This is a genomic window from Kineococcus aurantiacus (assembly GCF_013409345.1).
Classification (GTDB): Bacteria; Actinomycetota; Actinomycetes; order Actinomycetales; family Kineococcaceae; genus Kineococcus; species Kineococcus aurantiacus.
This window is the reverse complement of record NZ_JACCBB010000001.1, coordinates 4,688,852-4,709,123: the sequence shown is the minus strand read 5'-3', so window position 1 is coordinate 4,709,123 and position 20,272 is coordinate 4,688,852. Positions and strand designations below refer to the sequence as shown.

The window sequence follows — 20,272 nt, the reverse complement described above, 5'->3', positions numbered from 1 at the left end:
GCCAGGTGGAGCAGCAGGTGGAGCGCGAGCGAACGGACCATGGCCAGGTGGAGCATCTTCCGACACTCTCACATCACTTTGGGTAATCCCTGAGTGGCTCACCGTCATGTCTCGACGGCTGAGAGACCCGCCCGCCCCACCTCCGCGCCCTGGTGCCCAGGGCTGCGCCGACGGGGACGGTGCTCGGCGCCGAACGGGATCGCGGCGCGAGGCCGGACCGCGTCCCGCGCGGGGCGGTGGACCCCTCGGGCGCGGACCGACGTGAACGGGAGCCTGCCCGGACACGCGCCGTCCCGGCACCGACCCCGGTGACCGACCACCCCCAGCGCGCAGGCGGGTGCTGCGCCGACCGCCCCGTCAGGAGCACTCACCCAGCGGTGAGCGCACCGCCTCCCGCCGGTCCTCGACCCGCCGCACCGCTGCGCGCAGGTCCGGTTCCCGGTCGTGGTGACTGCGGGCGTTGGGACTGTCCGGGCCGTGACGGTGCAGCATGTCGGCCAGGCGCTCGTCCAGGCTGACCGGCTGCCCGTCCGGGCCGGTGGTCTGATCGGCCCAGGTCAGGACGTCGGCCAAGGCGCGGACCTCGGAGCCGCTCAGGCCGAGGGCGGGACCGGTGAGGGGGAAGTCGTCGAGGTCGTGCTCGAGCCGGCGGGTGCGGGCCACGAAGCGGGCTCCGGAGTGGTGCGCGACCAGCGTGGGGATCGGTTCGGGCCAGCCGTGCGCCCGCAGGTAGCGGGCCCCGTCGAGGGGGTGGAAGCCACTGGAGCGCAAGGCAGGGGCGTAGCCGATGTCGTGCAACCACGCCGCGGCCAGCAGCAGCGCCCGCTGGTGCGCGGGCACGACGACTGCGGCCTCGCCGGCGCGCGCGGCCACGGCACCGCTGTGGCGCAACCGGGCGCCGTCGTGCGCCAGCAGGTCGGCGGCGACCCGCGCGGCGACCTGGGCCAACGGCCCGTGCACGACCAGCGGCTCCGGCACCGCCCCGCCAGGTCCCGGTGACCCGTGCGGCATCGGTGACCGCTTCCTGCTCGAGTGATCGGCGCTGAGGAGTCGTGCTGCCTCGATCATCGGGGCAGGGTAGGTGCCGCGGGTGAACGGCCGGCGACCAGGGCGTGAGGGGCCCCGGGAAGACCGGCGCACCGGGCGCTGCTCGTCCCGGGCCTCGGCCCTCCTTCCCCCCGGCGGCGGCAGTGGTCGTGCGGCGGGCGTGCGGCGGGGGGCCGCGGTAGAACGGACCATGGTCAGCACCCACGAGGAGATCGAAGTCAAGTACGACCTGGCCCCCGACGCCGACCTGCCCGGGCTCGCCGCGCTGCTGGCGGACCTGCCCGAGGCCGCCGCGCGGGGCTACCGCGAGGGCGACCTCGGCGAGTTCGACCTCGAGGCCACGTACTTCGACACCCCCGACCTGCGCCTGAGCGCCGCGCGGGCCACCCTGCGCCGGCGCACCGGGGGCACCGACGCCGGCTGGCACCTGAAGACACCCGGCGAGGACGGGGCCCGCGTGGAGCAGCGGGTACCGCTGGGACGGGCCGTCAAGACGGTCCCGGCCGCCCTGCGGCGGCTGGTGGAAGCACACACCGACGGCCAGCCCCTCGTCCCCGTCGCCCGGGTGAACACCCGTCGCCACGTCCGCACGGTGCTGGACGCGGCCGGGACCCGGCTGCTGGAACTGGCCGACGACGTCGTCGAAGCCCGGCGGCTGCTCCCGCTGGAAGGTTCGGGCCAGGCGACCGGCGCGGTGCAGACCTGGCGCGAGGTGGAGCTGGAAGTCGTCGAGGGCGACCGCGACCTCTTCACGGCCGTGGACGCGGGCCTGCGCGCCGCGGGGCTGCAGGTGTCGGCGAGCAGCTCGAAGCTGGGGCGGGTCCTGTCCGGGGACACCACCCCGCCCGGAGCACCTGCGGCGCGAACGCCCGCGACGGACGAGCCCGCAGGGCAGGGACCCGCGGCGGGTCGGCCCGCCGCGCGCGTCCTCGACCACGCGGCCCCGCGCCGCAAGCACCTCAGCGCCCGGTCCCGGGCCGGGGACGTCCTGGTGCTGCACCTCGCCGAGCAGGTGCAGCAGATCCTCGACCAGGACCCGCGGGTCCGCGCCGACGAACCCGACAGCATCCACAAGATGCGGGTCGCCACCCGCCGCCTGCGCAGCGCGCTGCGCACCTTCGCCCCGCTCCTGGCCACCCCCACCAAACCGCTGCGCGACGAGCTGCGCTGGCTGGCCGCCGAACTGGGCGCCGCCCGCGACGCCGAGGTGCTGCGCGACCGGCTGGTGCGCTCGGTCGCCAGCCTCGACGTCGCTCCCGAGGCGCAGCCGGCCGATCCCGCGGCGGCGGGCGCGGTCCCGGCGCTGGTCGCCGACCAGCTGGGGCAGGCGTACCGCAGCGCGCACGACGAAGTGCTGGCCGAGCTGGACTCCGAGCGGTACCAGCTGCTGCTCGACGCCCTGCAGGACCTCGTGGAGCGTCCGCAGTTCACCGCCCGCGGCGGCCGGCGGGCCGAGGAGGTCCTGCCCCGGCGAGTGGCCAAGACGTTCAAGACGCTGTCCGACCTCGTCGAGAGCGCCCACCGCGTCGACGCCGGCGCCGAACACCGAGCCGAACGCGACGAGCTGCTGCACGAGGCGCGCAAGGCCGCCAAGCAGGTGCGCTACGCCGCCGAAGCGGTGGCCGTGGTGTTCGGCAAGGACGCCACCCGGTTCGCCCGCGCGGTCACCGATGCGCAGGAGGTGCTGGGTGAGCACCAGGACTCCGTGGTCACCCGCCAGCAGTTGCGCGACCTGGCCGCGGTCGCGCGGCCGGAGGTGGCCTTCGCCTACGGGCGGCTGTACGCCCAGGAGGAAGCTCACGCCGCCGCCAGCGAAGCCGACTTCGAGCAGACCTGGGCGTCGTTGCAGAGCAAGCGGCTGCACCGCTGGCTGCGCTGAACCGGCGGGTTGAACCGGCGGGGTGAACCGGCGGGCTGAGGTGGTGGCCCGCCAGAGTTCCCTGGACACCACGACGACCTGAGGCCGGCCCCGGTGCGGGGCCGGCCTCAGGTGGGTGTCACTTCTTCTTGTTCTTCTTGCCCTTCTTGTCCTTCTTCTTGTCCTTCTTCTTCGCCATCGGGTCCTCCTCCCCTCCACGCGTGTCACCGGGTGGCAACCTGCCGTTCAGGACAGGCAACCTACCCGACCCGAGAGCTCGATGTCGTTGCGCCACACCGCCGCGACGACCTCGGGCGTCGCAGCGTCGGCGACCACCCGGTGGAGGGGTCCCGGACTCCGCGAGCCCGGTCAGGACTCGAACGCGGTCGGCAGGTACTCCTCGACGTTCTCGGCCGTCACCACGGGGGCGTAGAGCTGGACGGTCCGGGGCACCTGCACCTCGACGAGGTCGGTCATGGCCTTCTCCTGCAGGATCAGCCGGGCCAGCCGGATGCCGTCGGCGGCCTGGGTGGACGGGTAGATGACGGTGGCCTTGAGCACCGAGTTGCCGGCCTGGATGTCGCGCATCACGTTGGCCGACCCGGCGCCCCCGACCATGACGAACTCGTCGCGACCGGCCTCGGAGATCGCCGCCATGACCCCGACGCCCTGGTCGTCGTCGTGGTTCCACAGGGCGTCGATCTTCGGTGCGGCCTGCAGGAGGTTGGCCGCGGCCGCCTGACCGCCCTGGACCGTGAAGTCCGCGGCGACGCGGTTGTCCACGTCGAGGCCGCAGTCGGACAGGGCGTCGGAGAACCCCTGGCTGCGGTCCTGCGTCAGGGGCAGGGAGTCGATGCCGGCGATCTCGGCGACGACGGCGTCGGGGTTCTTCCCGACCTGCTCGCAGATGTAGGTGCCGGCGGAGACGCCCATCCCGTAGTTGTCCCCCAGGACGGTGGTCCGGGCGGCGAACCGGCTGGAGAACTCCCGGTCGACGTTGACGACGGGGATGCCCGCTTCCATGGCCCGGGTGGCGACCTCGGTGAGCGCGGCCCCGTCGTACGGCAGCAGGACGATGGCGTCGACGCCGTCGTTGATGAACTGCTCGACCTGGCTGATCTGCAGGTTGACGTCGTTGGTGCCCTCGGCCACGCGCAGTTCCACGTCCTCGTACCGGTCGGCCTCGGCCTGGGCGGCCTTGGTGATGGCGCCCATCCAGCCGTGGTCGGCGGCCGGGGCGGAGAACCCGATGACGACGGGCTCGCCGGGTTCGTCGTTGGCGCCGGCCGCCGCGGCGGGAGCGGACGAGGTGTCCTCGGGTTCCTCGGGGGTGTTCGACGTGCAGGCCGCCAGCAGGGTGACGGTGGCCGCGGCGGCGCCGGCGGCGACGAGCCGGCGGCGCAGGCCGGTGCGGTGCGTGGACATGGAAGCTCCTTCGGTTCCTCGGTCCTCACGGGTGGTGCGACGGGACGAGCGGTTCAGGTGGTCTCTCGGGACGATCGCCGCTCAGGAACTGCGGGAGCGGACGGCGAGACGCTGCTGCAGCAGCACGGCCGCCACGATGATGGCGCCCTTGGCGATGGCCTGCACCGAGGTGGACAGGTCGTTCTGGACGAACACGTTCGTCAGGGTGGAGAAGATCAGCACGCCGAACACCGTGCCGACGATGGTGCCCTTCCCACCGGCCAGCAGGGTTCCCCCGACCACCACCATGGCGATGGCGTCCAGCTCGTACAGCTGGCCGTTCGTCGAGGACCCGGCGGTGGTGCGGGCCAGCATCATCACCGCCGCGATGCCCGCCGTGAGCCCGGACAGGGCGTACAGGTAGGTGGTGTGGCGCTGCACCTTGATCCCGGCCAGCCGGGCGGCCTCCGGGTTGCCGCCCACGGCGACGGTGCGGCGGCCGAACGTCGTGTGGTTCAGCAGGAACCACCCGGCCAGCGCGACGAGCGCGAACAACCAGACGAGCACGGGGACGCCGAGCACGTCACCCCGGAACACGTCGAGGAACGAGCGCACGTTCACCACCTGGGTCCGCCGGTTCGCGATGATCTCCGCGAGGCCGCGGGCGGCGACGAGCATCGCCAGCGTCGCGATGAACGCGACGACCCTCCCGTAGGCGATGAGCACCCCGTTCACCACCCCGCAGGCCGTCCCGACCAGCAGCGCCGTGCTCACCATGACCAGCCAGTGGGTGTCCTCGGCCATCGTCTGCGTCGCCAGCGTGGAGGCCCACACCGAGGCCAGCCCCAGCACCGACCCGACGGACAGGTCGATCCCGCCGCCGGTGATGACGAACGTCATGCCGATGGCCAGCACCCCGTAGACGGCGGCCAGGCGGAGGATGGTCAGCACGTTGTCGACGCTGGCGAACCGGTCCCCCGCGGTCGCCACGCCGACGACGCACAGGGCGGCGAGCGCCACGACGAGGCCGACGTCGCGTCCCAGGCCACCGCCGGGGACGGACAGGCGTCGCCCCGCCGGACCACCCGGCTGGGACCCGGTCCGCTGCAGCGGCGCGGGGTGGTCGGGGTCGGGGGGCACGCTGCCCGCGGTGGACAGCGGCGGCAGCTGCTCGCTCACGCGGCACTTCCTTCCATGACGAGGTCGAGCACCCGGTGCTCGTCGATCTGGGCGGCCGGTCCGCTGTGCACGACGCGGCCCTCCGCGAGGACCAGGACGTGGTCGGACAGGCCGAGCACCTCCTCGATCTCGCTGGAGACGACCACGACGGCGTTCCCGGCGCGCGAGAGGGAGTTCACCAGCTCGTACATCTCGGCGCGGGCCCCCACGTCGACGCCCCGCGTGGGTTCGTCCAGCAGCAGGACCCGGCAGCCGTGGACGAGCCAGCGGGCCAGCATCGCCTTCTGCTGGTTGCCGCCGGACAGGGTCCGCACGGGCCGGTCCGGGTCGACCGGGCGCAGGTCCAGGGCCTGGATCTGCTCGCGCGCGACCGCGCGCTCGGACCGCTCGTCCAGCACCGGTCCGCGGGCGAACCGCCCGAACGTCGACAGGGTGATGTTCCGGTAGACGGGTTCGTCGAGCAGCAGGCCCTGCGCCTTGCGCTCCTCCGGCGCCAGTCCCATCCCGGCACGCACGGCCGCCGGGACCGAGCCGGGGCGCAGCGGGCGGCCACCGACGAGCACCTGTCCCGCGGTGGCCCGGCGGGCCCCGTAGACGGTTTCCAGGACTTCCGAGCGACCCGACCCGACCAGCCCCGCCAGGCCCACCACCTCCCCGGCGCGGACCGTGAAGGAGACGTCGGAGAACACCCCGCGCAGGGCGAGGTCGCGCACCTCCAGCAACGGGGCGGCGTCGGAGGGCACCGGTGGCCGGGCGGGGAACGCGCGGTGCAGGGTCCGCCCGGTCATGAGCCGGATCAGGTCGGCGGTCTGCGTCCCCGCGACGGGCAGCCCGGTGGCGACGGTGCGGCCGTCCTTGAGGACGGTGATGCGATCACCGATCTGGCGGATCTCCTCCAGCCGGTGCGAGATGTACAGGACGGCCACGCCGTCGGCGGTCAGCTGCCGGACGACCCGGAACAGGTTCCCGACCTCCTCGGAGTCCAGCACCGCGGAGGGTTCGTCCATGACGATGAGCCGGGCGTCGTGGGACAGCGCCCGCGCCAGGCTGACGATCTGCTGGTCGGCGGCGGACAGGGAACCCACCTCGCGGCCGGGCGACAGGCGGTTGTGACCGAGCCGGTCGAGCAGTTCCCGCGTCCGCTGGTGCAGCTCACGGCGACGGGTGACTCCGCCCCGGGAGAGTTCGTGGCCCAGGAAGACGTTCTCGGCCACGGTGAGACCGCCGACCACGTCCAGTTCCTGGTACATCGTGGCGATGCCGCTGCGCAGCGCGTCGACCGGTGACGTGGGACGCACCTCGCGGCCCTGCCACTCCACGGTTCCGCTCGTCGGCCGGTGCGCACCGGCCAGGACCTTGATGAGCGTGGACTTGCCGGCGCCGTTCTGGCCCAGCAGGCAGTGCACCTCCCCCGGGCGCACGTCGAGGTCCACCCCGTCGAGAGCGCGAACGCCGGAGAACTCCTTGACGATGCCCCGGACCGCGAGCAACGGGGCGGTGGAACTGGGGAGCGCAGAGTCTCCCGGGCGGTCAGCGTCGACCATGGGAAGAAACTAGGAGCGCCTTGTGCCGGTCGTCAACCAGAAGTCGGTCACGGTTCGGCGTCACGGGTCGTCGGTTCGCCGGAACCGGTGGTTCACTGTCGGCCATGTCCGGCAACGGTGGGGGCGGCGGCAAGAACGAGGTCGACGGCCTCATCACCACCCTGCAACTGCTGCGCGACGGACGCCCCCGCACCCGGGCCGAACTCGGACGGCTCACCGGCCAGTCCCGGTCGACCGTCTCCCAGCGCGTCGACCGGCTCGTCGCCGCTCGTCTGGTGTCCCCCGTCGGAGGGGCGGTCTCGACCGGGGGGCGACCACCCGCGACCTTCGCCTTCAACCCCACGGCGTGCGTGGTGCTGGCGATCGACCTCGGGACGACCCGCGTCCGGGTGGCCCTCACCGACCTCGCCGCGACCGTGCTCACCGAGGAGTGCCGTCCCGTGTCCCTCGCGGAGGGACCGCGGGCGGTGCTCGACCTGGTCGCCGGGGTCGCGCAGCAGTTGCTGACGTCCTCGGGCCGGGCGCCCGGCGAGGTCGCCGGCATCGGCGTGAGCCTGCCCGGCCCGGTGGACCACACCACCGGCCGCCCCACCGACCCGCCGTCCATGCCGGGCTGGCACGACGCCGACGTCCGGGGTGGGTTGCGGGCGCGGCTCGGGGACGTCCCCGTCGTCGTCGACGACGACGTCAACGCCATGGCCGTGGGCGAGCACGTCACCGCCGACCCCCGCGTCGACCACCTCCTGTTCGTGAAGGCCGGCACCGGCATCGGCGGCGGGATCATCGCTGATGGCCGCCTCGTCCGAGGGGCCCAGGGCACGGCCGGGGACCTGGGCCACGTCGCCGTCCCCGGCGGACCCGACGTCCCGTGCCGCTGCGGCGGCAGCGGCTGCCTCGAAGCGGTGGCCGGCGGCCGGGCCATCGCCGCCAGGCTCGCCGCCAGCGGGTTCCCCACCCGCACCGGCTCCGACGTCGCGGCCCTCGCATCGGCCGGTGCGCCCGAGGCCCTGGCCGCGGTGCGTGACGCCGGTCGTTCGCTCGGCCGCGTCCTGGCGGGGTGCGTCAGCCTGGTCAACCCCTCCGTCGTCGTCGTCGGCGGCAGCCTCGCCACCGCCGGCGACGCGCTGCTGACCGGGGTGCGGGAGACCGTCCACCGCCGCCCACCGGATCTCGCCACGCGGCACCTGCGCATCGTCGCCAGTCGTGCCGGAGCGCGGGCGGGAGTCGTGGGAGCGAGCGCGATGGTCCTCGAGCCGCTGATGGCGGGGGCGCTGCTGACCGGTACCGCACGTGCGACTCGCGGCGGGGACCGCGAGCACCCGTGACCGCGGTGGTCGCGCCGCGCGTCGAACGCCGGGAACGGCGCTCCCCCGCGTCGAGACGGGAGAGGCTGCTCAGGACCACCGAAACCCGCTGTCCTGTCTCGGGGGAGCAGTCCTGGTCACGACGGACGTGTTCCCGCGACTTCCGAGCGCGCGGGGAACCCGGGGGTCGAGTCCGAGACGACGGGTGAGCCCCAGCGGTGCACGACCGGAACGCTCAGACCGGCCGACGTCTGACCACCAGCGAGTCGGCGGGTGACACCCACGACCGCGCCGAACACCAGGTACCCGGAACACGGGTGACCGCCGCGCCACACCCAGGACGCCGGTGAGCCCTCCGCGGTGGGCGCTGAGGGCCGTCGCCGGAACGACGGCCGGCAGCGCACCCCTGCCGTTCGAGGCGGCGTTCCAGCTTCCCCCGCACCAGCGCGGCGCGTCCGTGCGCTCCACCTCCACCAGCGACGAGCCGACGGTCCGGACGCGCTGAGCCGAACGGGCGGAGTTCGACGGGAGGACCGACTCGTCGCCCCGCCTCCTCTACCGTGAGCGGTGTGCGAGGCGGACTCGGGCGCTTCGCGTCACTGCTGCTGGCGACGGCCTTGGTCAGCGGGTGCGCACCCGGCGCGGCCGCCACCGTTTCTCCGCCCCCCTCCGAGCCCGGCGCCGACTCCAGCGCCGGTCCGGGCGACAGCTCGACCGGGGACGGGCCCAGCTCACCGGTCCGCGGTGAGCAGCCGGTGCTGGACGAGGCGTCCTTCTGGCAGCTCGTCGACGACGTGCGCACCCGCGCCCACGGCGACCCCGAGGTCACGGGTGAGCTGCTCACCGCGCGCCTCACCTCCCTCGACGACACCGCGCTCACCGCCTACCAGAACCGCTACCTGGACCTCTCGGCCCGCCTGTACACCTGGCGGCACTGGCAGGCCGCGGAGATGGCCTGCGGTTTCACCTCCGACGACGTGTTCACCGACTGGCGCGCCTTCGTCATCGCCCACGGCCGCAGCGTCTACGAGTCCGCGGTCACCGACGCCGACACCCTGGCCGACGTGGCCGACCTGCCCGCCGGCTGCGCAGGCGTCGGTGAGGCGTTCGGCTTCGCGGCTCTCACCGTCCACGACGACCGCCACGGCGGGGACCCGGCTGCACTGGACGCCTTCCCCTACGACGACCTCGAGGAACCGGACGGGCCGCGCCTGCGCGACCACACCGCGGTGCGTGCGGACCTGCCGCGCCTGGCGGTCCGCATCCCCCGCGACGGGCTGGGTCAGGCACCGGGGGTCTACGTCGATCACCGGTCCGGCGTGCTCGGCCGTCTGGTGAGCACCGTCACCGGCGCCTTCCTCGACCGTCTCGCCGGCCGAGGCTGACCCCTCACCCACCCGGACGACGTCGGCACCGACGACCCCGGCACCGACGACCCCGGTCCCGTGTCCCCGCGTGCGCCTCCACCGGCCGTGACCCGGGGTGGCAGCCCCGGGTCGGGGCCGAGGCTCACCGTGAGCGGGCGACCTCGGCGAACGCCTCGTCGGTCCGTTCCAGGACCGTGGCGATGTCCTCGGGCGTGTGCGCGGCGGAGACGAACATGTTGTGCCAGGGGTGCACCAGGACCCCTCGGCGCGCGGCGGCGTCGGTGAAGGCGATGGCCGTCTCGAGCCTCGGCTCGTCCTCGAAGCGCAGGAACGGCATGGACGTTGGACCGGTCTGCACGACGCCGAGGCCGTGGGCGGACGCCTGGGCCTGCAACCCGTCCCGCAGCACCTGGCCCGCGTCGAGCATGCGGGTCAGGCCGTCGGTCTGGACCATCCAGTCGAGGGTGGCGATCGCGGCGGCGAAGGGGACCCCGGCCATCCAGAACGACCCGGTGACGAAGATGCTCGCGGCCGCCTCGCGGAGGGAGTCGACGCCGACGACCGCGGACAGGGCGTGGCCGTTGGCCAGCGCCTTGCTCATGGCGGTCAGGTCGGGGCGCACGCCGAACCGTTCCCAGGCGCCGGCGAGGTCGACGCGGAACGTGGTCCGCACCTCGTCGAGGATCAGGGCGGCGCCGGTGCGGTCGGCCAGGGCCCGGACGCCACGGGCGAACTCCGCCGAGGGGAAGTGCTGGTCGACGAACCCGTCGTGCCGGAACGGGGTGACGACGATGGCCGCCACGTCCCCCTCGACCGACGCGGCGGCCCGTTCGAGCGAGGCGAGGTCGTCGTAGTCGAACTCGACGATGTCGGCGCGGTCGGAGCCGACCACCCCGGCGGTCGAGGGGGTGAACCACGGGTTCGCGCCGTGGTAGGCCTTCTCGGCCTTGAGGAGCTTGGTCCGGCCGGTGGCGGCGCGGGCGATGACGACGGACATCGAGGTCGCGTCCGTGCCGTTCTTGGCGAACATCGCCCAGTCGGCGTGGGCCACGGTCCCCACGAGCCTCTCGGCGTACTCGACGTACTTCTCCCCCGGCCCCGTGAGGGCGTCGCCGAGGGCGAGCTGGGCCCGGGCCGCCGCGTCGACGACGGGGTTCGCGTACCCGGCGACCATGGGGCCGAACGCGCACATCAGGTCGACGTACTCGTTGCCGTCGACGTCCCAGAGCCGCGCTCCGGAACCCCGGGCGAAGAACTGGGGGTACGACGGCGGCATCCCGCGGTCGGCGGTCACCCGCAGGTGGCCGTACACGCCGCCGGGGACGACGGCCTCCGCGCGGGCGCGCAGGGCCCCGTCGGCGACGAGGGTTCGTCCGGTGTCGATGGTGGTCACGGGTTCCTCTCCCTGGTGGTTCAGACGGATGCGCGGCGGCGCAAGGCGTTGCGGACCGGTCCGGCGAGCACGGCGAGCAGCAGGAGGACGGGCAGGACGTTGGCGACACCCGTCTCGGTGCCGGTCAGGACCGGGTAGTTCGCGACGATCGCGCCGACGGCGACGAGGACCCCGATCCCGCCGAGGACGGGGGCGACGAGGGTCGTCCACCACCGCACGTCCCGGGTCCGCCGGAAGTGCACGACGACGGCCACGGCCACCAGCACCTGGACCCCGAAGATCCCGACGGTGAACAGGCCGGTGAGGGAGGTCCCGAGGCCGACGTAGGGGTCGGCGCCGGTGAGGGCGAGGCCGCCGAGGATGACGACGGCGGCGAGCGCGAGCAGGTCGCTGGCCCGGGTCGGCGCCTCGTGCCGGGGGTGCAGGCGCCCCAGGCCGCGCGGCAGGTCACCGTCGCCGGCGAGCTTCTGGACGTAGCGGGCCGTCGCGTTGTGCAGCGCGATGAGGCAAGCGAGGCAGCTCGTCACGAAGAACACCTGCATGACGATGCGCAGCGGCGCCCCGCCGTACTGCCCACCCAGGACGAACACCAGGTCTCCCTGGGTCTGACCGGCGACGGACAGGACCTGGTCGGCTCCGATGCCGCCGATGATGAGTCAGGACGTAGAAGGCGCTGATCAGGCCCACCGAGACGAACGTGGCCCGCGGCACCGAGCGTCCGGGGTTGCGGGCTTCACGGGTGTAGAGGATGGCGCTCTCGATCCCGATGAACGAGGTGAAACCGCACATCAGGGCGGGGCCGAGGTTCCCGGAGGAGATCGTCGAGGGCGAGAAGCTCGTCGCCGGGAGCGCCGACAGGCCCTGCCGGGCGAGGATCGCGATGTCGAGGACCACCAGGATGACGAACTCGGCCACCATGAGGCCGACGAGCACCTTGGCGCTGAGGTCGGCGGCACGCCGGCCGAGGACCCAGGTCAACCCGATCCCGACCAGCGTCAGCGCCCACCAGGGCACGTCGATCCCGAAGGACGCCAGGATGAGGTTCCCGAAGTAGCCGGTCGCGACGGCCACCGACAGGGATCCGGCCCAGTAGGCGAGCGCGGTGGCGTAGGCGGCGCCGAGCCCGAGCGAGCGCCCGAGGCCGGCTTCGACGAACACCGCGAAACCCCCGGCCCGACCGAGGGCGGTGTTGAGCGCGACGTACCCGCAGGCCAGGCAGGCGATGACCGCTCCGGCGGCGAGGAAGGCGCTGGGCAGCCCGGCGCCGTTGCCGAGCAGGATCCCCAGCGGGACGTTGCCGATCATCGAACCGAGCGGTGCGGCGGCGGCCACGACGAGCAGGACGAGGTGGCTGGACGTCAGGCGCGCGCCGGGGCGTTCTCCGGGCGAGGTCCCGGAACTCAGTCCGGCTTCCGCGGGGGTCGTGGACATGGGCCCTCCTGGGGGCGGTTCGGGACTGCGACGAGCGGATCACCGACCCCCTGAGATTATTTGGGACACCTGTCCGACGAAAGCGCCCCGGTGTAAACCTCCTGTTACAGGCGTGTTGCCGGCCACCTAGGATGGGGCGGTGCCGAAGATCGTGGACCACGAGGAACGCCGGGCCGAGATCGTCGCCGCCACGATGCGCGTCATCGAGAGGCTGGGCCTGGACGGCGCGACGGTGCGCGAGATCGCCCAGGAGGCGGGTCTGTCCCGCAGCGTGCTGGCCCACTACTTCACGAACAAGGCCCAGATCCTCGTCACCGCCCACCAGACGGCGTTCGCCGCCGTGCGCGACCGGATCGCCGCGCAGCGGGCGGAGATCGGGGACCCCGTCGAGTTGCTGCGCGTCGCCCTCGAGGAGGCCGTGCCCGTCGACGCCCGCCGCATGCTGGAGGCCAACATCGACGTGGCGTTCTGGGAGTTCGCCCGCCACGACCCCGAACTGCGCGCGATCCGGCTGGACAGCCACCTGCAGGCCGTCGAGATGTGGGAGTCCATGGCCAGGGACGTCCAGGCGGCGGGTTCCGCGCGCGACGGGATCGACGTCGAGGCGTTCGGCGTCGAGACCCAGCTCGTCATCGACGGCACGTCGCTGCAGGCCGTGCTGTTCCCGGAGGCGATGCCTCCCGAACGTCAGCTGGCCGTGGTGGCCACCCACCTGCGGCGCGTCCTGCGGCAGTGAGCCTCCCCGCGGTGCACCGCCGGGGCAGGACCGCCGCGACCACCGCACCCGCGACGAGCCCGATCACCGTGCCGGGGAACCGGCCTCGGCGGTGCCGGGAAGCCCCGGAGCGCGGACGGCGTGAGCGGGCAGCCGACGGGCCAGCCATCACCCGCACGCCGATGAGCCCCGCGGACAGCGCCAGCACCACCGTGGAGGCAGCAACCACACCGGCTGCCACGCCCCACCGACGGCCAGGCCCACCGCCCTCGCGCGCCCCCGTCCCGCACTGCCGGTCACGCCGGCCAGCAGGTGCAGCACCGTCCCGGCGGCCTGGATGAGCTGGGGGGTGATGACCACACGGCGGGGCCCGGAGCGGTCCACCACCGCACCCACCACCCAGGGAGCGCCCAGGCCGACGAGGGTGCCGCAGAACAGCAGCGTCCCGGCCAGGCCGACGGGGAGGCCGACGACTCGCACGCCGTGGACCAGCGACAGGGGCAGGAACAGGCCCGAGCCGAAGTCGTCGACGGCCGGCGCCAGCAGCAGCCCTTCGCGGGAGCGGTCGTCACCCGACCAGGTGGGGTCTCCTCGGCGCCCGGCTGCTCCCCGGGTGGCGTCCGCTCGGTGGCGGCGCGGGAGGCCCGCGCGGGGTGGAACCCCGCGCGACGCGGGGGTTCGGCCCCACCGCCCCGCCCGGCGGGCCAGGATGGGGTCGTGCCCCGGGTGACCAGCGCGGACGTGGCCCGCGCCAGCGGTGTGTCGCGCACCACCGTCAGCTACGTGCTCAACGGTGCCCCGAAGCCGATCTCCGCCTCCACCCGCGAGCGCGTCCTCGCCGCGGCCCGCGACCTCGGCTACGCCCCGTCGGCGGCCGCGCGCGCCCTGCGGTCGGGGCGCAGCGACCTCGTCCTGTGCGTCCTGCCGGACTGGCCGATCGGCTCGGTCCTCGACGCCCTCATCGAGCACCTCACCGAGGAGTTGTGCGCGCGGGGCCTGCTCCTGCTGCTGCACCACGGCCGCGACCCCCGGCCGCTGGCCGACCTGTGGCGCAGCGTGCAGCCACGGGTGGTGGTCGGCCTCACGCCGTTCTCGGCCGAGGACGAGCGGGCGATGGCCCGGGCGGAGGTCCAGGTGCTCACCACCGGCGAGCACAGCGGGCTCGTGGCCCTGCAGGAGCGCACCGGCGCGCTCCAGGTGCACCACCTCGCGGCCACCGGCCACCGGCGGATCGGCTACGCGGCACCGGACGACGCCCGGGTCGCCGCCTTCGCCGCGCAGCGTCTCGCCGGGGCCCGGGCCGCGTGCGCCGAGCTGGGCCTGCCGGACCCGGTGGCGCTCGAGGTCGCCCTGGACGCCACCGCCGCCGCGCGCGCCGTGCGCGCCTGGCACTCCGACGGGGACGGCGCGGTCAGCGGCGTGGCCGCCTACAACGACGACGTCGCGCTCGCGGTGCTGGCCGGGCTGCGCGCCCACGGGCTGCGCGTGCCCGACGACGTCGCGGTCGTCGGCGTCGACGACACCCCGCTGGGTCGCCTCGCCGACCCCCCGCTGACCACGGTCTCCCAGTCCGCCGAGGTCCAGGCCCGCCACCTCGCCGCGCAGGTGATCGCTGCCCTGGACGGGCAGGCGGCGCCCCCGCGCCCGGAGCAGGTGGTGCACCTGGTGCGGCGCGCGTCGGCGTGAGGCGGCCCGGGAGGGTGGGGTTCCCCGCCCTCCCGGGCCGCGTCCGGTGTCCGGCCGCTCAGCCGGCCGGGTAGGCGACCACGTACTGCGGGGTCCCGGTGTTGCTGTTGTCCACCTGCCCGCCCACGCCGTTCACGACGTGCCGGGTGGTGCCCGCCCCGAGGTTGACGGTCAGCACGTGCTGCAGCTGCACGCCCGGGGTGGTGGGGGCCTCGAACCCGTTCTCGGTGACGATCGAGGGGTTGTTGCGGTTGTAGACGTAGGAGCCGCCACCCTGGAGGTGGTGGGTCTTCACCCCGGGGGCCACCACGTAACCGGGGTAGCCGAGCGTTCCGTCGGGGCGGGTCCAGTCGGCCTGCGTGGGCGGGTCGTACGGCAGTTCGTTCTGGTACAGCACGGTGGTCCCGCGCTCGCCGTTCCAGGTGGTGTTGTAGCGCTGGAAGTGCTCGACGAACAGACCGGTCGCCGTCACGTCGTCGCCGTTGACGACGACCCCGTCGCGCCCGGTGTTGGTGTTCCAGCGGTCGGTGTCGCCCTCGACGCCGGCGGTGAAACCCTCCTCGCCGTGGTCCGCCCGCCAGACCCAGGCGTGGTCGACGAGGACGCGGTCGGTGTTGATCTCCAGGGCGGTGTCGGCCTTGCCGACGTGCGGGCCGCCGACGCGGAAGAACACGTCGGACAGGGTCGTCGGGTTCGCCGGGTCGACCTTGCCCTGCCCGTGGTTGCCGTTCTTCGTACCGACCTGGAGCAGCACCGGGGACGTCCGGGTGCCCGCGTCGATCGTGACCCCGGCGACGACGACACCGGGGACGTCGGCGACCGTCATCGCCGCGGTGCCGCCGGTGGCGGTGATCGTGGCCAGGCCCAGGCCGAGGACCACGGTGCCGGCCCGCTTGACGGCGATGGCCTTGTCGACGTCGTAGACGCCCGGGGTCAGCAGCAGGTTCTCCCCGCGGGCCAGGGCGTTGTTGATCTGCTGCACCGGCGTCGCGGGGGTGGCGGTGAAGAAGTCGCTGAGCGGGATGGTGCGGCCCTGGGTCCGGTCCTGCAGCCACGAGGTGCCGCGGGTCGCGGTGTGCGCGGCCGGTACCTGCACCTGGTAGGCGCCGGAGGAGTCGGTGAACAGGTACGGCTTCTCGCGGCTGACCGGGGTGGTCTCCAGCGTGGTGTACGGCGGGCTCGGGAAGGTGGCTGCGCTCGGGGCGCCCTCCACGCCGGAGAAGACCTGGTTCCACACGCCGTTGCTCCAGCTGCCGATGCTGCTGTTGCGGGTCAGCCACTGCTGCTGGGACCCGTTGACGATCGTGTCGGCCTGGGAGTCGGCGATGAAACCGCCGCTGGCGTACTGCGGGCCCTCGGTGCAGTAGTCCATCAGCGACAGGTTCCCGCCGGTGACGTGGACCCGGCGCATCGGGGAGGCCTGGGAGACGGCGAAGAAGTTCGCCGAGGCCCGGCAGTCGGCCTGGCCCTTGCCGTTGACGGCGAGGTGGAAGTTCGACACCGACCTCCAGAAGTTGTCCAGCGCGATGCAGTTCGGCTCGCCGTCGGCGGTGCTGAGGCAGCGGTTGTAGACCTCGACCTTGCCGTTGATCGTGACGTCGTCCGGCGAGGCGCCCAGTCCGGCGACCTCGGTGTAGTAACCGACCTTGATCTGCAGCGGGTGCGCGTCGGTGCCGTAGGTGCCGGGCGCGAACAGCAGCGCGTACCGCTGGGTTCCGAACTGGTTGTTCACCTGCTGGCGGTAGACCTCGTCGACCTTCGCCTGGATCTCGGCGAGGGGGGTGTCGGGGGTGAACACCGTCGTGGTGGTGCCGAGGGCGGCGGCTCCGGTCGCGGGCGCGGCAGGCACGGGGGCGGCGACGGCGGCGCCGCCACCGACGGCGGCGATCAAGGCGGCGCCGGCCGCGGCGACCTGCGCCGCACGGGGCAGCCGCCACCGGGGATGGCGAGGGGAACGGGGGGTGGGGAGTGCAGGCAAGGTCAGCCTCCTCGTCGAGGTCATCACGGTGGTGACTCGTGTCACCACCGCCCGTCCACAGTAATCGGCGCCGAGCGCGTCGCGTCAAGCCCTGCCCCGGCCGCGGGCGCGGCCCACCACCCGACGCGGGCCGGCGAGCGACTCAGCCTCCCCCGCAGCCCGTTCCACCACCACGGACAGCCGCGGGGTCCGCGGTCCCCGGGAACCGCCCGCACGGCGGTCAGCCCCGAGCTCGGCGGCGGGTCGGGCGCGATCAGGACGAGTGCGTCCGCCGGGAGGCGCGCCGCCCGCGGGCGACGACGACGGCGGCGGCGGCGCCACCCGCCACCAGGAGCAGCCCACCGCCCAGGAGCACCCGGTCGCCGCGGCTCACGGTGCGGGCGGTGGGCACCTGGTCCACCGGTCCCCCACCGCCGACGGCGTCGGGTGCCCCGGCGGCTGCCTCGACGCCGGCCGCCACCCGGGCAGCGACCACCGGCTGCAGGTCGTCGACCGTCGCCTCGCCGGGCAGCTCCCGCTTCGACGCCTCGTTCACGGGCAGCACCGCGTCACCGTCGAGGGCGAAGAACTCACCGACCGAGGCGTCCTCCACCACCGGCAGGTCTGCGAAACCTTGCAGCGCCTGGCCGAGCTGGACGTCACCGTTGAAACCGGCGACTTCGGCGGCAGCACCGTCCGGCTTCCAGACCCGAACGGTGCCCAGGACGTCGGAGCCACGCAGGACGGGAGCCAGCCACTGCGGTGTCGGTGCGGCCGGGTCGGCGCCCTGCTCGCCCCCCACCCAGGCGCTGGTGAAGGTGTAGACCTGGTGGACCCGGCCGGCCCGGAGCGGTGCGGACACGTCCGGGACCTGCAGGACGTCACCACCGGTGGCGGGCTGGGCGGCGAAGTGCGCGAGGTTGCTCCGGACCTGGCGCAGGGCCTCGTCGGCCAGCAGGTCCCGGACGTCGTGGGGGATGGTCGGCTCGGGGGTCGCCGCCGCCGGGGAGGACAGGACCAGGACGGTGACCGCTGCGGCGAGAGCGGTGAGGGAACCTCGCCGGGCGGCCCGCGCGCTGTGCGTGCTGTTCACCGTGCGCCTGCTCCCCGGTGGTCGCGCAACGGGGGCGGCCACCCGTGGTCCAGCGCCTGCCCCACCCGGGGGGAGCCGAACGGGGAGCCGGAGTTCTCCGGTCCGGCGCCGCTGACCGTCGACCCGCCGGTGGTGGAGGTACCGGTGACGTGGGGGCACGCGGAGGAGGGGGGCGAGGCCACCCGGGACTGAGTTCTCACCAGTCGTCTCCTCGTCGTCGAGGGTGGTCACCTCCACCGTCCCCGGCCGTCGGTACCGGTCCCCTGACCGTAGCGTGCGCCCGGCAACCCCGTGGCCCTTCGCCGTGGTGTGCGGTCCCGGCCGCCCGCGCACCCGGTCACGGCGCGGTCCGCGCGCGTCGGTGCCCTCCGGGAACCGGTACGTGCGCCGCCCGGACCGGGCATGCTGGTCCCAGCCGACCACCCCGGCAGGAGGATCACCGTGGACTTCTTCCCCGACCCGCCCCAGCCCGCTCAGCGCGACGAACTCGACGAGCCCGCACGCCCGGCGTGGTCGGGCCCACCGGACGACGTCCTGGCCGGGGTGGTGCCCGTGGAGCTCGTCCTGGGCCGCTCGGACAGCACGGTGCTCACCCTCAGCGGGTTGCGCGCCTTCCCCACCGGGCTGGGCATGGTCCTCGGTGTGCGGGTCCGCGGGCCCCTGGGACGCCGGGACCTCAACAGCGAGGTCTTCGACGGCCCCTACGAGCACGTCCAGGACGCCGCCTGGCAGCGCGGGCGGCTGAAGTGGGGTTTCGAGCTGGCCGACGGTCAGCGGGTCACCAACCTCGACCCCGGCCCCTGGGGTGAGCAGCCCACCGGTCCCGACGGCGCCCCGGACGACACCTGGCAGCCCTCGCGCCCGCTGCTGACCGGGGGCGGCGGTGACGCCTCCCGCCGCTCGGCCAACCGGGACCACTGGTTGTGGCCGCTGCCACCGGCCGGGCGGTTGCGGGTGGTGTGCCAGTGGCTGGAGCAGGGCATCGAGCTGACGTCCCACGAGCTGGACGCCGATCTGCTGCGACAGGCCGCCGAGCGAGCTCGGCCGCTGTGGCCGTGAGGCCGCGACGGGCGCTCGCGCCCGTACCGCGTCGCCCGTGGGCGCGGTTCACCACGGCAGGACCCCGACGCGGTCGGTGACGGTACCCGTGGGGGTTTCGTCCCCGAGGAGAGCCATCCGCACGGCGGCCTCCGCGCCCTCCTCGACCCCGGCGCCGAGGTGACCGGTGAAGTCGGTCGCGGTCTGCCCCGGGTCCACCGCGTTGAACCGCACGTCGGTGACCGTGCGGGCGTACTGCACCGTCAGCATCGTCACGGCGCTCTTGGAGGATCCGTAGGCGGCCAGCGGGTACTGCGACTCCACCCGCTGCGGGTCCGAGGTGAGGGTGAAGGAGCCCAGGCCGCTGGTGACGTTGACGACCGAGGGGTTGGTGCCGGCCCGCAGCAGGGGCAGGAAGGCGCGGGTGACGCGGACCAGCCCGAAGACGTTGGTCTCGTACACGGACCGGACCTGGTCGGCGGTCATCTCCTCGGTCGGGGTCACCTCCCCGAGGACGCCCGCGTTGTTGATGAGGACGTCGAGGTGACCGACCTCGGTCCGCAGCGTCTCGACCGCGGCTCCGACGGAGTCGTCGTCGGTCACGTCGAGCTGGACGAAGCGGGCGCCGAGGGCCTGCGCGGCACGGCGACCGCTCTGCTCATCGCGGGCGCCGATCCAGACCGTCTGGCCTGCCTCGACGAGGCGGCGGGCGGTCTCGCGACCGAGACCGCGGTTGCCGCCGGTGATCAGGGTGGTGGTGCCGGTCCTCGTGGTCGTCACGGTGTCTCCTGTGCTGGTGCGGTCGTCGGGTCGAGGGGTGCGGGCGTCAGTGCGCGGGACGGAACGGCCGGAGCAGGCGGATGCCGTCCTCGACCGAGCCCTCGATCAGCTCGAGCACCGCGGGGACGAGTTCGCTCATCCGGGGTGCCGCGAGGTGGGCCTCGAGGTGAGCGCGGGACTCCCAGCGCTCGAGGACGACGAAGGCGCCGGGCTGTCCCTCGACCTCGTGGGCCTCGTAGTCGATGTTTCCGTCGTCGTGGCGCGAGGGCGTGACCGCGGCGGTGATGAAGGCCTTGAGCTCGGCTTCACGGCCGGCCTTCGCCCTGGCGTCCCAGAGGACGGTGACGTACCCGCCGGTGGTCGCGGTCGTGGACGTGGACGTGGTCGCGTTCGGGGTGGTCTCGGTCATGGGGGTGAGCTTCGCCGGTCCCGCGCGCGCCAGGCAGGCACAACCTGTACCTGCCTGGCCGCCCACG

The 20,272-nt window shown here is 74.0% G+C and carries 19 protein-coding genes; 7 read left to right on the top strand and 12 right to left on the bottom strand.

The features are described 5' to 3' along the window. Nucleotides 1-357 precede the first annotated feature (357 nt). Entirely contained in the window at nt 358-978 is a 621-nt protein-coding gene (locus tag BJ968_RS22385) for an HDIG domain-containing metalloprotein (protein ID WP_218885245.1), read from the bottom strand. A 259-nt stretch (nt 979-1,237) separates the two neighbouring features. Between BJ968_RS22385 and BJ968_RS22380 the strand changes: the two genes are divergently transcribed. Further along, on the top strand, nt 1,238-2,926 hold the full coding sequence (locus tag BJ968_RS22380) for a CYTH and CHAD domain-containing protein (protein WP_179755625.1): 1,689 nt from the start codon (nt 1,238-1,240) through the stop codon (nt 2,924-2,926). A 348-nt stretch (nt 2,927-3,274) separates the two neighbouring features. On the opposite strand, the gene BJ968_RS22375 is transcribed toward BJ968_RS22380, so the two are convergent. From BJ968_RS22375 to BJ968_RS22365, 3 genes are all read right to left on the bottom strand, one after another. Beyond that, on the bottom strand, nt 3,275-4,330 hold the full coding sequence (locus BJ968_RS22375) for a substrate-binding domain-containing protein (protein WP_179755623.1): 1,056 nt from the start codon (nt 4,328-4,330) through the stop codon (nt 3,275-3,277). A gap of 81 nt (nt 4,331-4,411) precedes the next feature. Further along, on the bottom strand, nt 4,412-5,488 hold the full coding sequence (locus BJ968_RS22370; RefSeq protein ID WP_179755621.1) for an ABC transporter permease: 1,077 nt from the start codon (nt 5,486-5,488) through the stop codon (nt 4,412-4,414). Further along, nucleotides 5,485-7,032, bottom strand: coding sequence for a sugar ABC transporter ATP-binding protein (locus BJ968_RS22365; RefSeq protein WP_179755619.1), 1,548 nt, complete (start codon nt 7,030-7,032; stop codon nt 5,485-5,487). The genes BJ968_RS22370 and BJ968_RS22365 overlap by 4 nt, the downstream gene beginning before the upstream one ends. 104 nt (nt 7,033-7,136) lie before the next feature. On the opposite strand from BJ968_RS22365, the gene BJ968_RS22360 reads away from it, so the two are divergent. From BJ968_RS22360 to BJ968_RS22350, 3 genes are all read left to right on the top strand, one after another. Continuing rightward, nucleotides 7,137-8,357 (top strand): ROK family transcriptional regulator, encoded by a 1,221-nt coding sequence (locus BJ968_RS22360; RefSeq protein ID WP_179755617.1) that lies wholly within the window; start codon nt 7,137-7,139, stop codon nt 8,355-8,357. Nucleotides 8,358-8,682: 325 nt separating this feature from the next. Next, complete coding sequence (locus BJ968_RS22355) at nt 8,683-8,841, top strand: hypothetical protein (RefSeq protein WP_179755615.1); 159 nt, start codon at nt 8,683-8,685, stop codon at nt 8,839-8,841. Nucleotides 8,842-8,905: 64 nt separating this feature from the next. Further along, nucleotides 8,906-9,721 (top strand): DUF4240 domain-containing protein, encoded by an 816-nt coding sequence (locus BJ968_RS22350; RefSeq protein ID WP_179755613.1) that lies wholly within the window; start codon nt 8,906-8,908, stop codon nt 9,719-9,721. 124 nt (nt 9,722-9,845) lie between these two features. Here the strand turns inward: BJ968_RS22350 and BJ968_RS22345 are convergent, their stop codons facing one another. The 3 genes from BJ968_RS22345 to BJ968_RS26065 are packed head-to-tail and all read right to left on the bottom strand — an operon-like array spanning nt 9,846 to nt 12,527. After that, on the bottom strand, nt 9,846-11,096 hold the full coding sequence (locus BJ968_RS22345; protein ID WP_218885244.1) for an aminotransferase class III-fold pyridoxal phosphate-dependent enzyme: 1,251 nt from the start codon (nt 11,094-11,096) through the stop codon (nt 9,846-9,848). Nucleotides 11,097-11,116: 20 nt separating this feature from the next. Then, entirely contained in the window at nt 11,117-11,623 is a 507-nt protein-coding gene (locus tag BJ968_RS26070; protein ID WP_179755610.1) for an APC family permease, read from the bottom strand. Continuing rightward, on the bottom strand, nt 11,544-12,527 hold the full coding sequence (locus tag BJ968_RS26065) for an APC family permease (protein ID WP_179755608.1): 984 nt from the start codon (nt 12,525-12,527) through the stop codon (nt 11,544-11,546). The genes BJ968_RS26070 and BJ968_RS26065 overlap by 80 nt, the downstream gene beginning before the upstream one ends. A 139-nt stretch (nt 12,528-12,666) precedes the next feature. On the opposite strand from BJ968_RS26065, the gene BJ968_RS27060 reads away from it, so the two are divergent. Next, the gene (locus BJ968_RS27060) at nt 12,667-13,263 is read left to right on the top strand and encodes a TetR family transcriptional regulator C-terminal domain-containing protein (RefSeq protein WP_179755606.1); all 597 of its coding nucleotides are present in this window, start codon (nt 12,667-12,669) and stop codon (nt 13,261-13,263) included. 147 nt (nt 13,264-13,410) lie between these two features. Here the strand turns inward: BJ968_RS27060 and BJ968_RS27055 are convergent, their stop codons facing one another. Further along, nucleotides 13,411-13,722, bottom strand: coding sequence for a hypothetical protein (locus BJ968_RS27055; RefSeq protein WP_179755604.1), 312 nt, complete (start codon nt 13,720-13,722; stop codon nt 13,411-13,413). A gap of 237 nt (nt 13,723-13,959) precedes the next feature. Here BJ968_RS27055 and BJ968_RS22320 point away from each other — a divergent pair, with 237 nt between their 5' ends. Continuing rightward, nucleotides 13,960-14,928 carry a substrate-binding domain-containing protein gene (locus tag BJ968_RS22320; RefSeq protein WP_179755602.1) on the top strand — a complete coding sequence of 323 codons (969 nt, stop codon included), beginning with the start codon at nt 13,960-13,962 and terminating at the stop codon, nt 14,926-14,928. A 58-nt stretch (nt 14,929-14,986) separates the two neighbouring features. Here the strand turns inward: BJ968_RS22320 and BJ968_RS22315 are convergent, their stop codons facing one another. Together BJ968_RS22315 and BJ968_RS22310 are read right to left on the bottom strand one after the other, a co-directional pair. After that, entirely contained in the window at nt 14,987-16,930 is a 1,944-nt protein-coding gene (locus tag BJ968_RS22315) for an adenylyl cyclase (protein WP_179757192.1), read from the bottom strand. A gap of 229 nt (nt 16,931-17,159) precedes the next feature. Beyond that, nucleotides 17,160-17,978, bottom strand: a complete 819-nt coding sequence (locus BJ968_RS22310; RefSeq protein ID WP_179755600.1) for a hypothetical protein — start codon at nt 17,976-17,978, stop codon at nt 17,160-17,162. Between the two features lie 441 nt (nt 17,979-18,419). Here BJ968_RS22310 and BJ968_RS22305 point away from each other — a divergent pair, with 441 nt between their 5' ends. Next, on the top strand, nt 18,420-19,037 hold the full coding sequence (locus BJ968_RS22305) for a hypothetical protein (RefSeq protein WP_179755599.1): 618 nt from the start codon (nt 18,420-18,422) through the stop codon (nt 19,035-19,037). 48 nt (nt 19,038-19,085) lie between these two features. Here the strand turns inward: BJ968_RS22305 and BJ968_RS22300 are convergent, their stop codons facing one another. Then, the gene (locus BJ968_RS22300; protein WP_179755597.1) at nt 19,086-19,796 is read right to left on the bottom strand and encodes an SDR family NAD(P)-dependent oxidoreductase; all 711 of its coding nucleotides are present in this window, start codon (nt 19,794-19,796) and stop codon (nt 19,086-19,088) included. Between the two features lie 46 nt (nt 19,797-19,842). After that, a complete protein-coding gene (locus BJ968_RS22295) occupies nt 19,843-20,205 on the bottom strand; it encodes a putative quinol monooxygenase (protein WP_179755595.1) in 363 nt (120 codons plus the stop codon). Nucleotides 20,206-20,272: the final 67 nt, after the last annotated feature.

Coding starts and splice junctions, on each gene's coding strand:
- BJ968_RS22295 (WP_179755595.1), bottom strand. CDS start 20,205: ATGACCGAGACCACCCCGAACGCGACCACGTCCACGTCCACGACCGCG.
- BJ968_RS22380 (WP_179755625.1), top strand. CDS start 1,238: ATGGTCAGCACCCACGAGGAGATCGAAGTCAAGTACGACCTGGCCCCC.
- BJ968_RS22375 (WP_179755623.1), bottom strand. CDS start 4,330: ATGTCCACGCACCGCACCGGCCTGCGCCGCCGGCTCGTCGCCGCCGGC.
- BJ968_RS22360 (WP_179755617.1), top strand. CDS start 7,137: ATGTCCGGCAACGGTGGGGGCGGCGGCAAGAACGAGGTCGACGGCCTC.
- BJ968_RS22365 (WP_179755619.1), bottom strand. CDS start 7,032: ATGGTCGACGCTGACCGCCCGGGAGACTCTGCGCTCCCCAGTTCCACC.
- BJ968_RS26065 (WP_179755608.1), bottom strand. CDS start 12,527: ATGTCCACGACCCCCGCGGAAGCCGGACTGAGTTCCGGGACCTCGCCC.
- BJ968_RS22315 (WP_179757192.1), bottom strand. CDS start 16,930: ATGACCTCGACGAGGAGGCTGACCTTGCCTGCACTCCCCACCCCCCGT.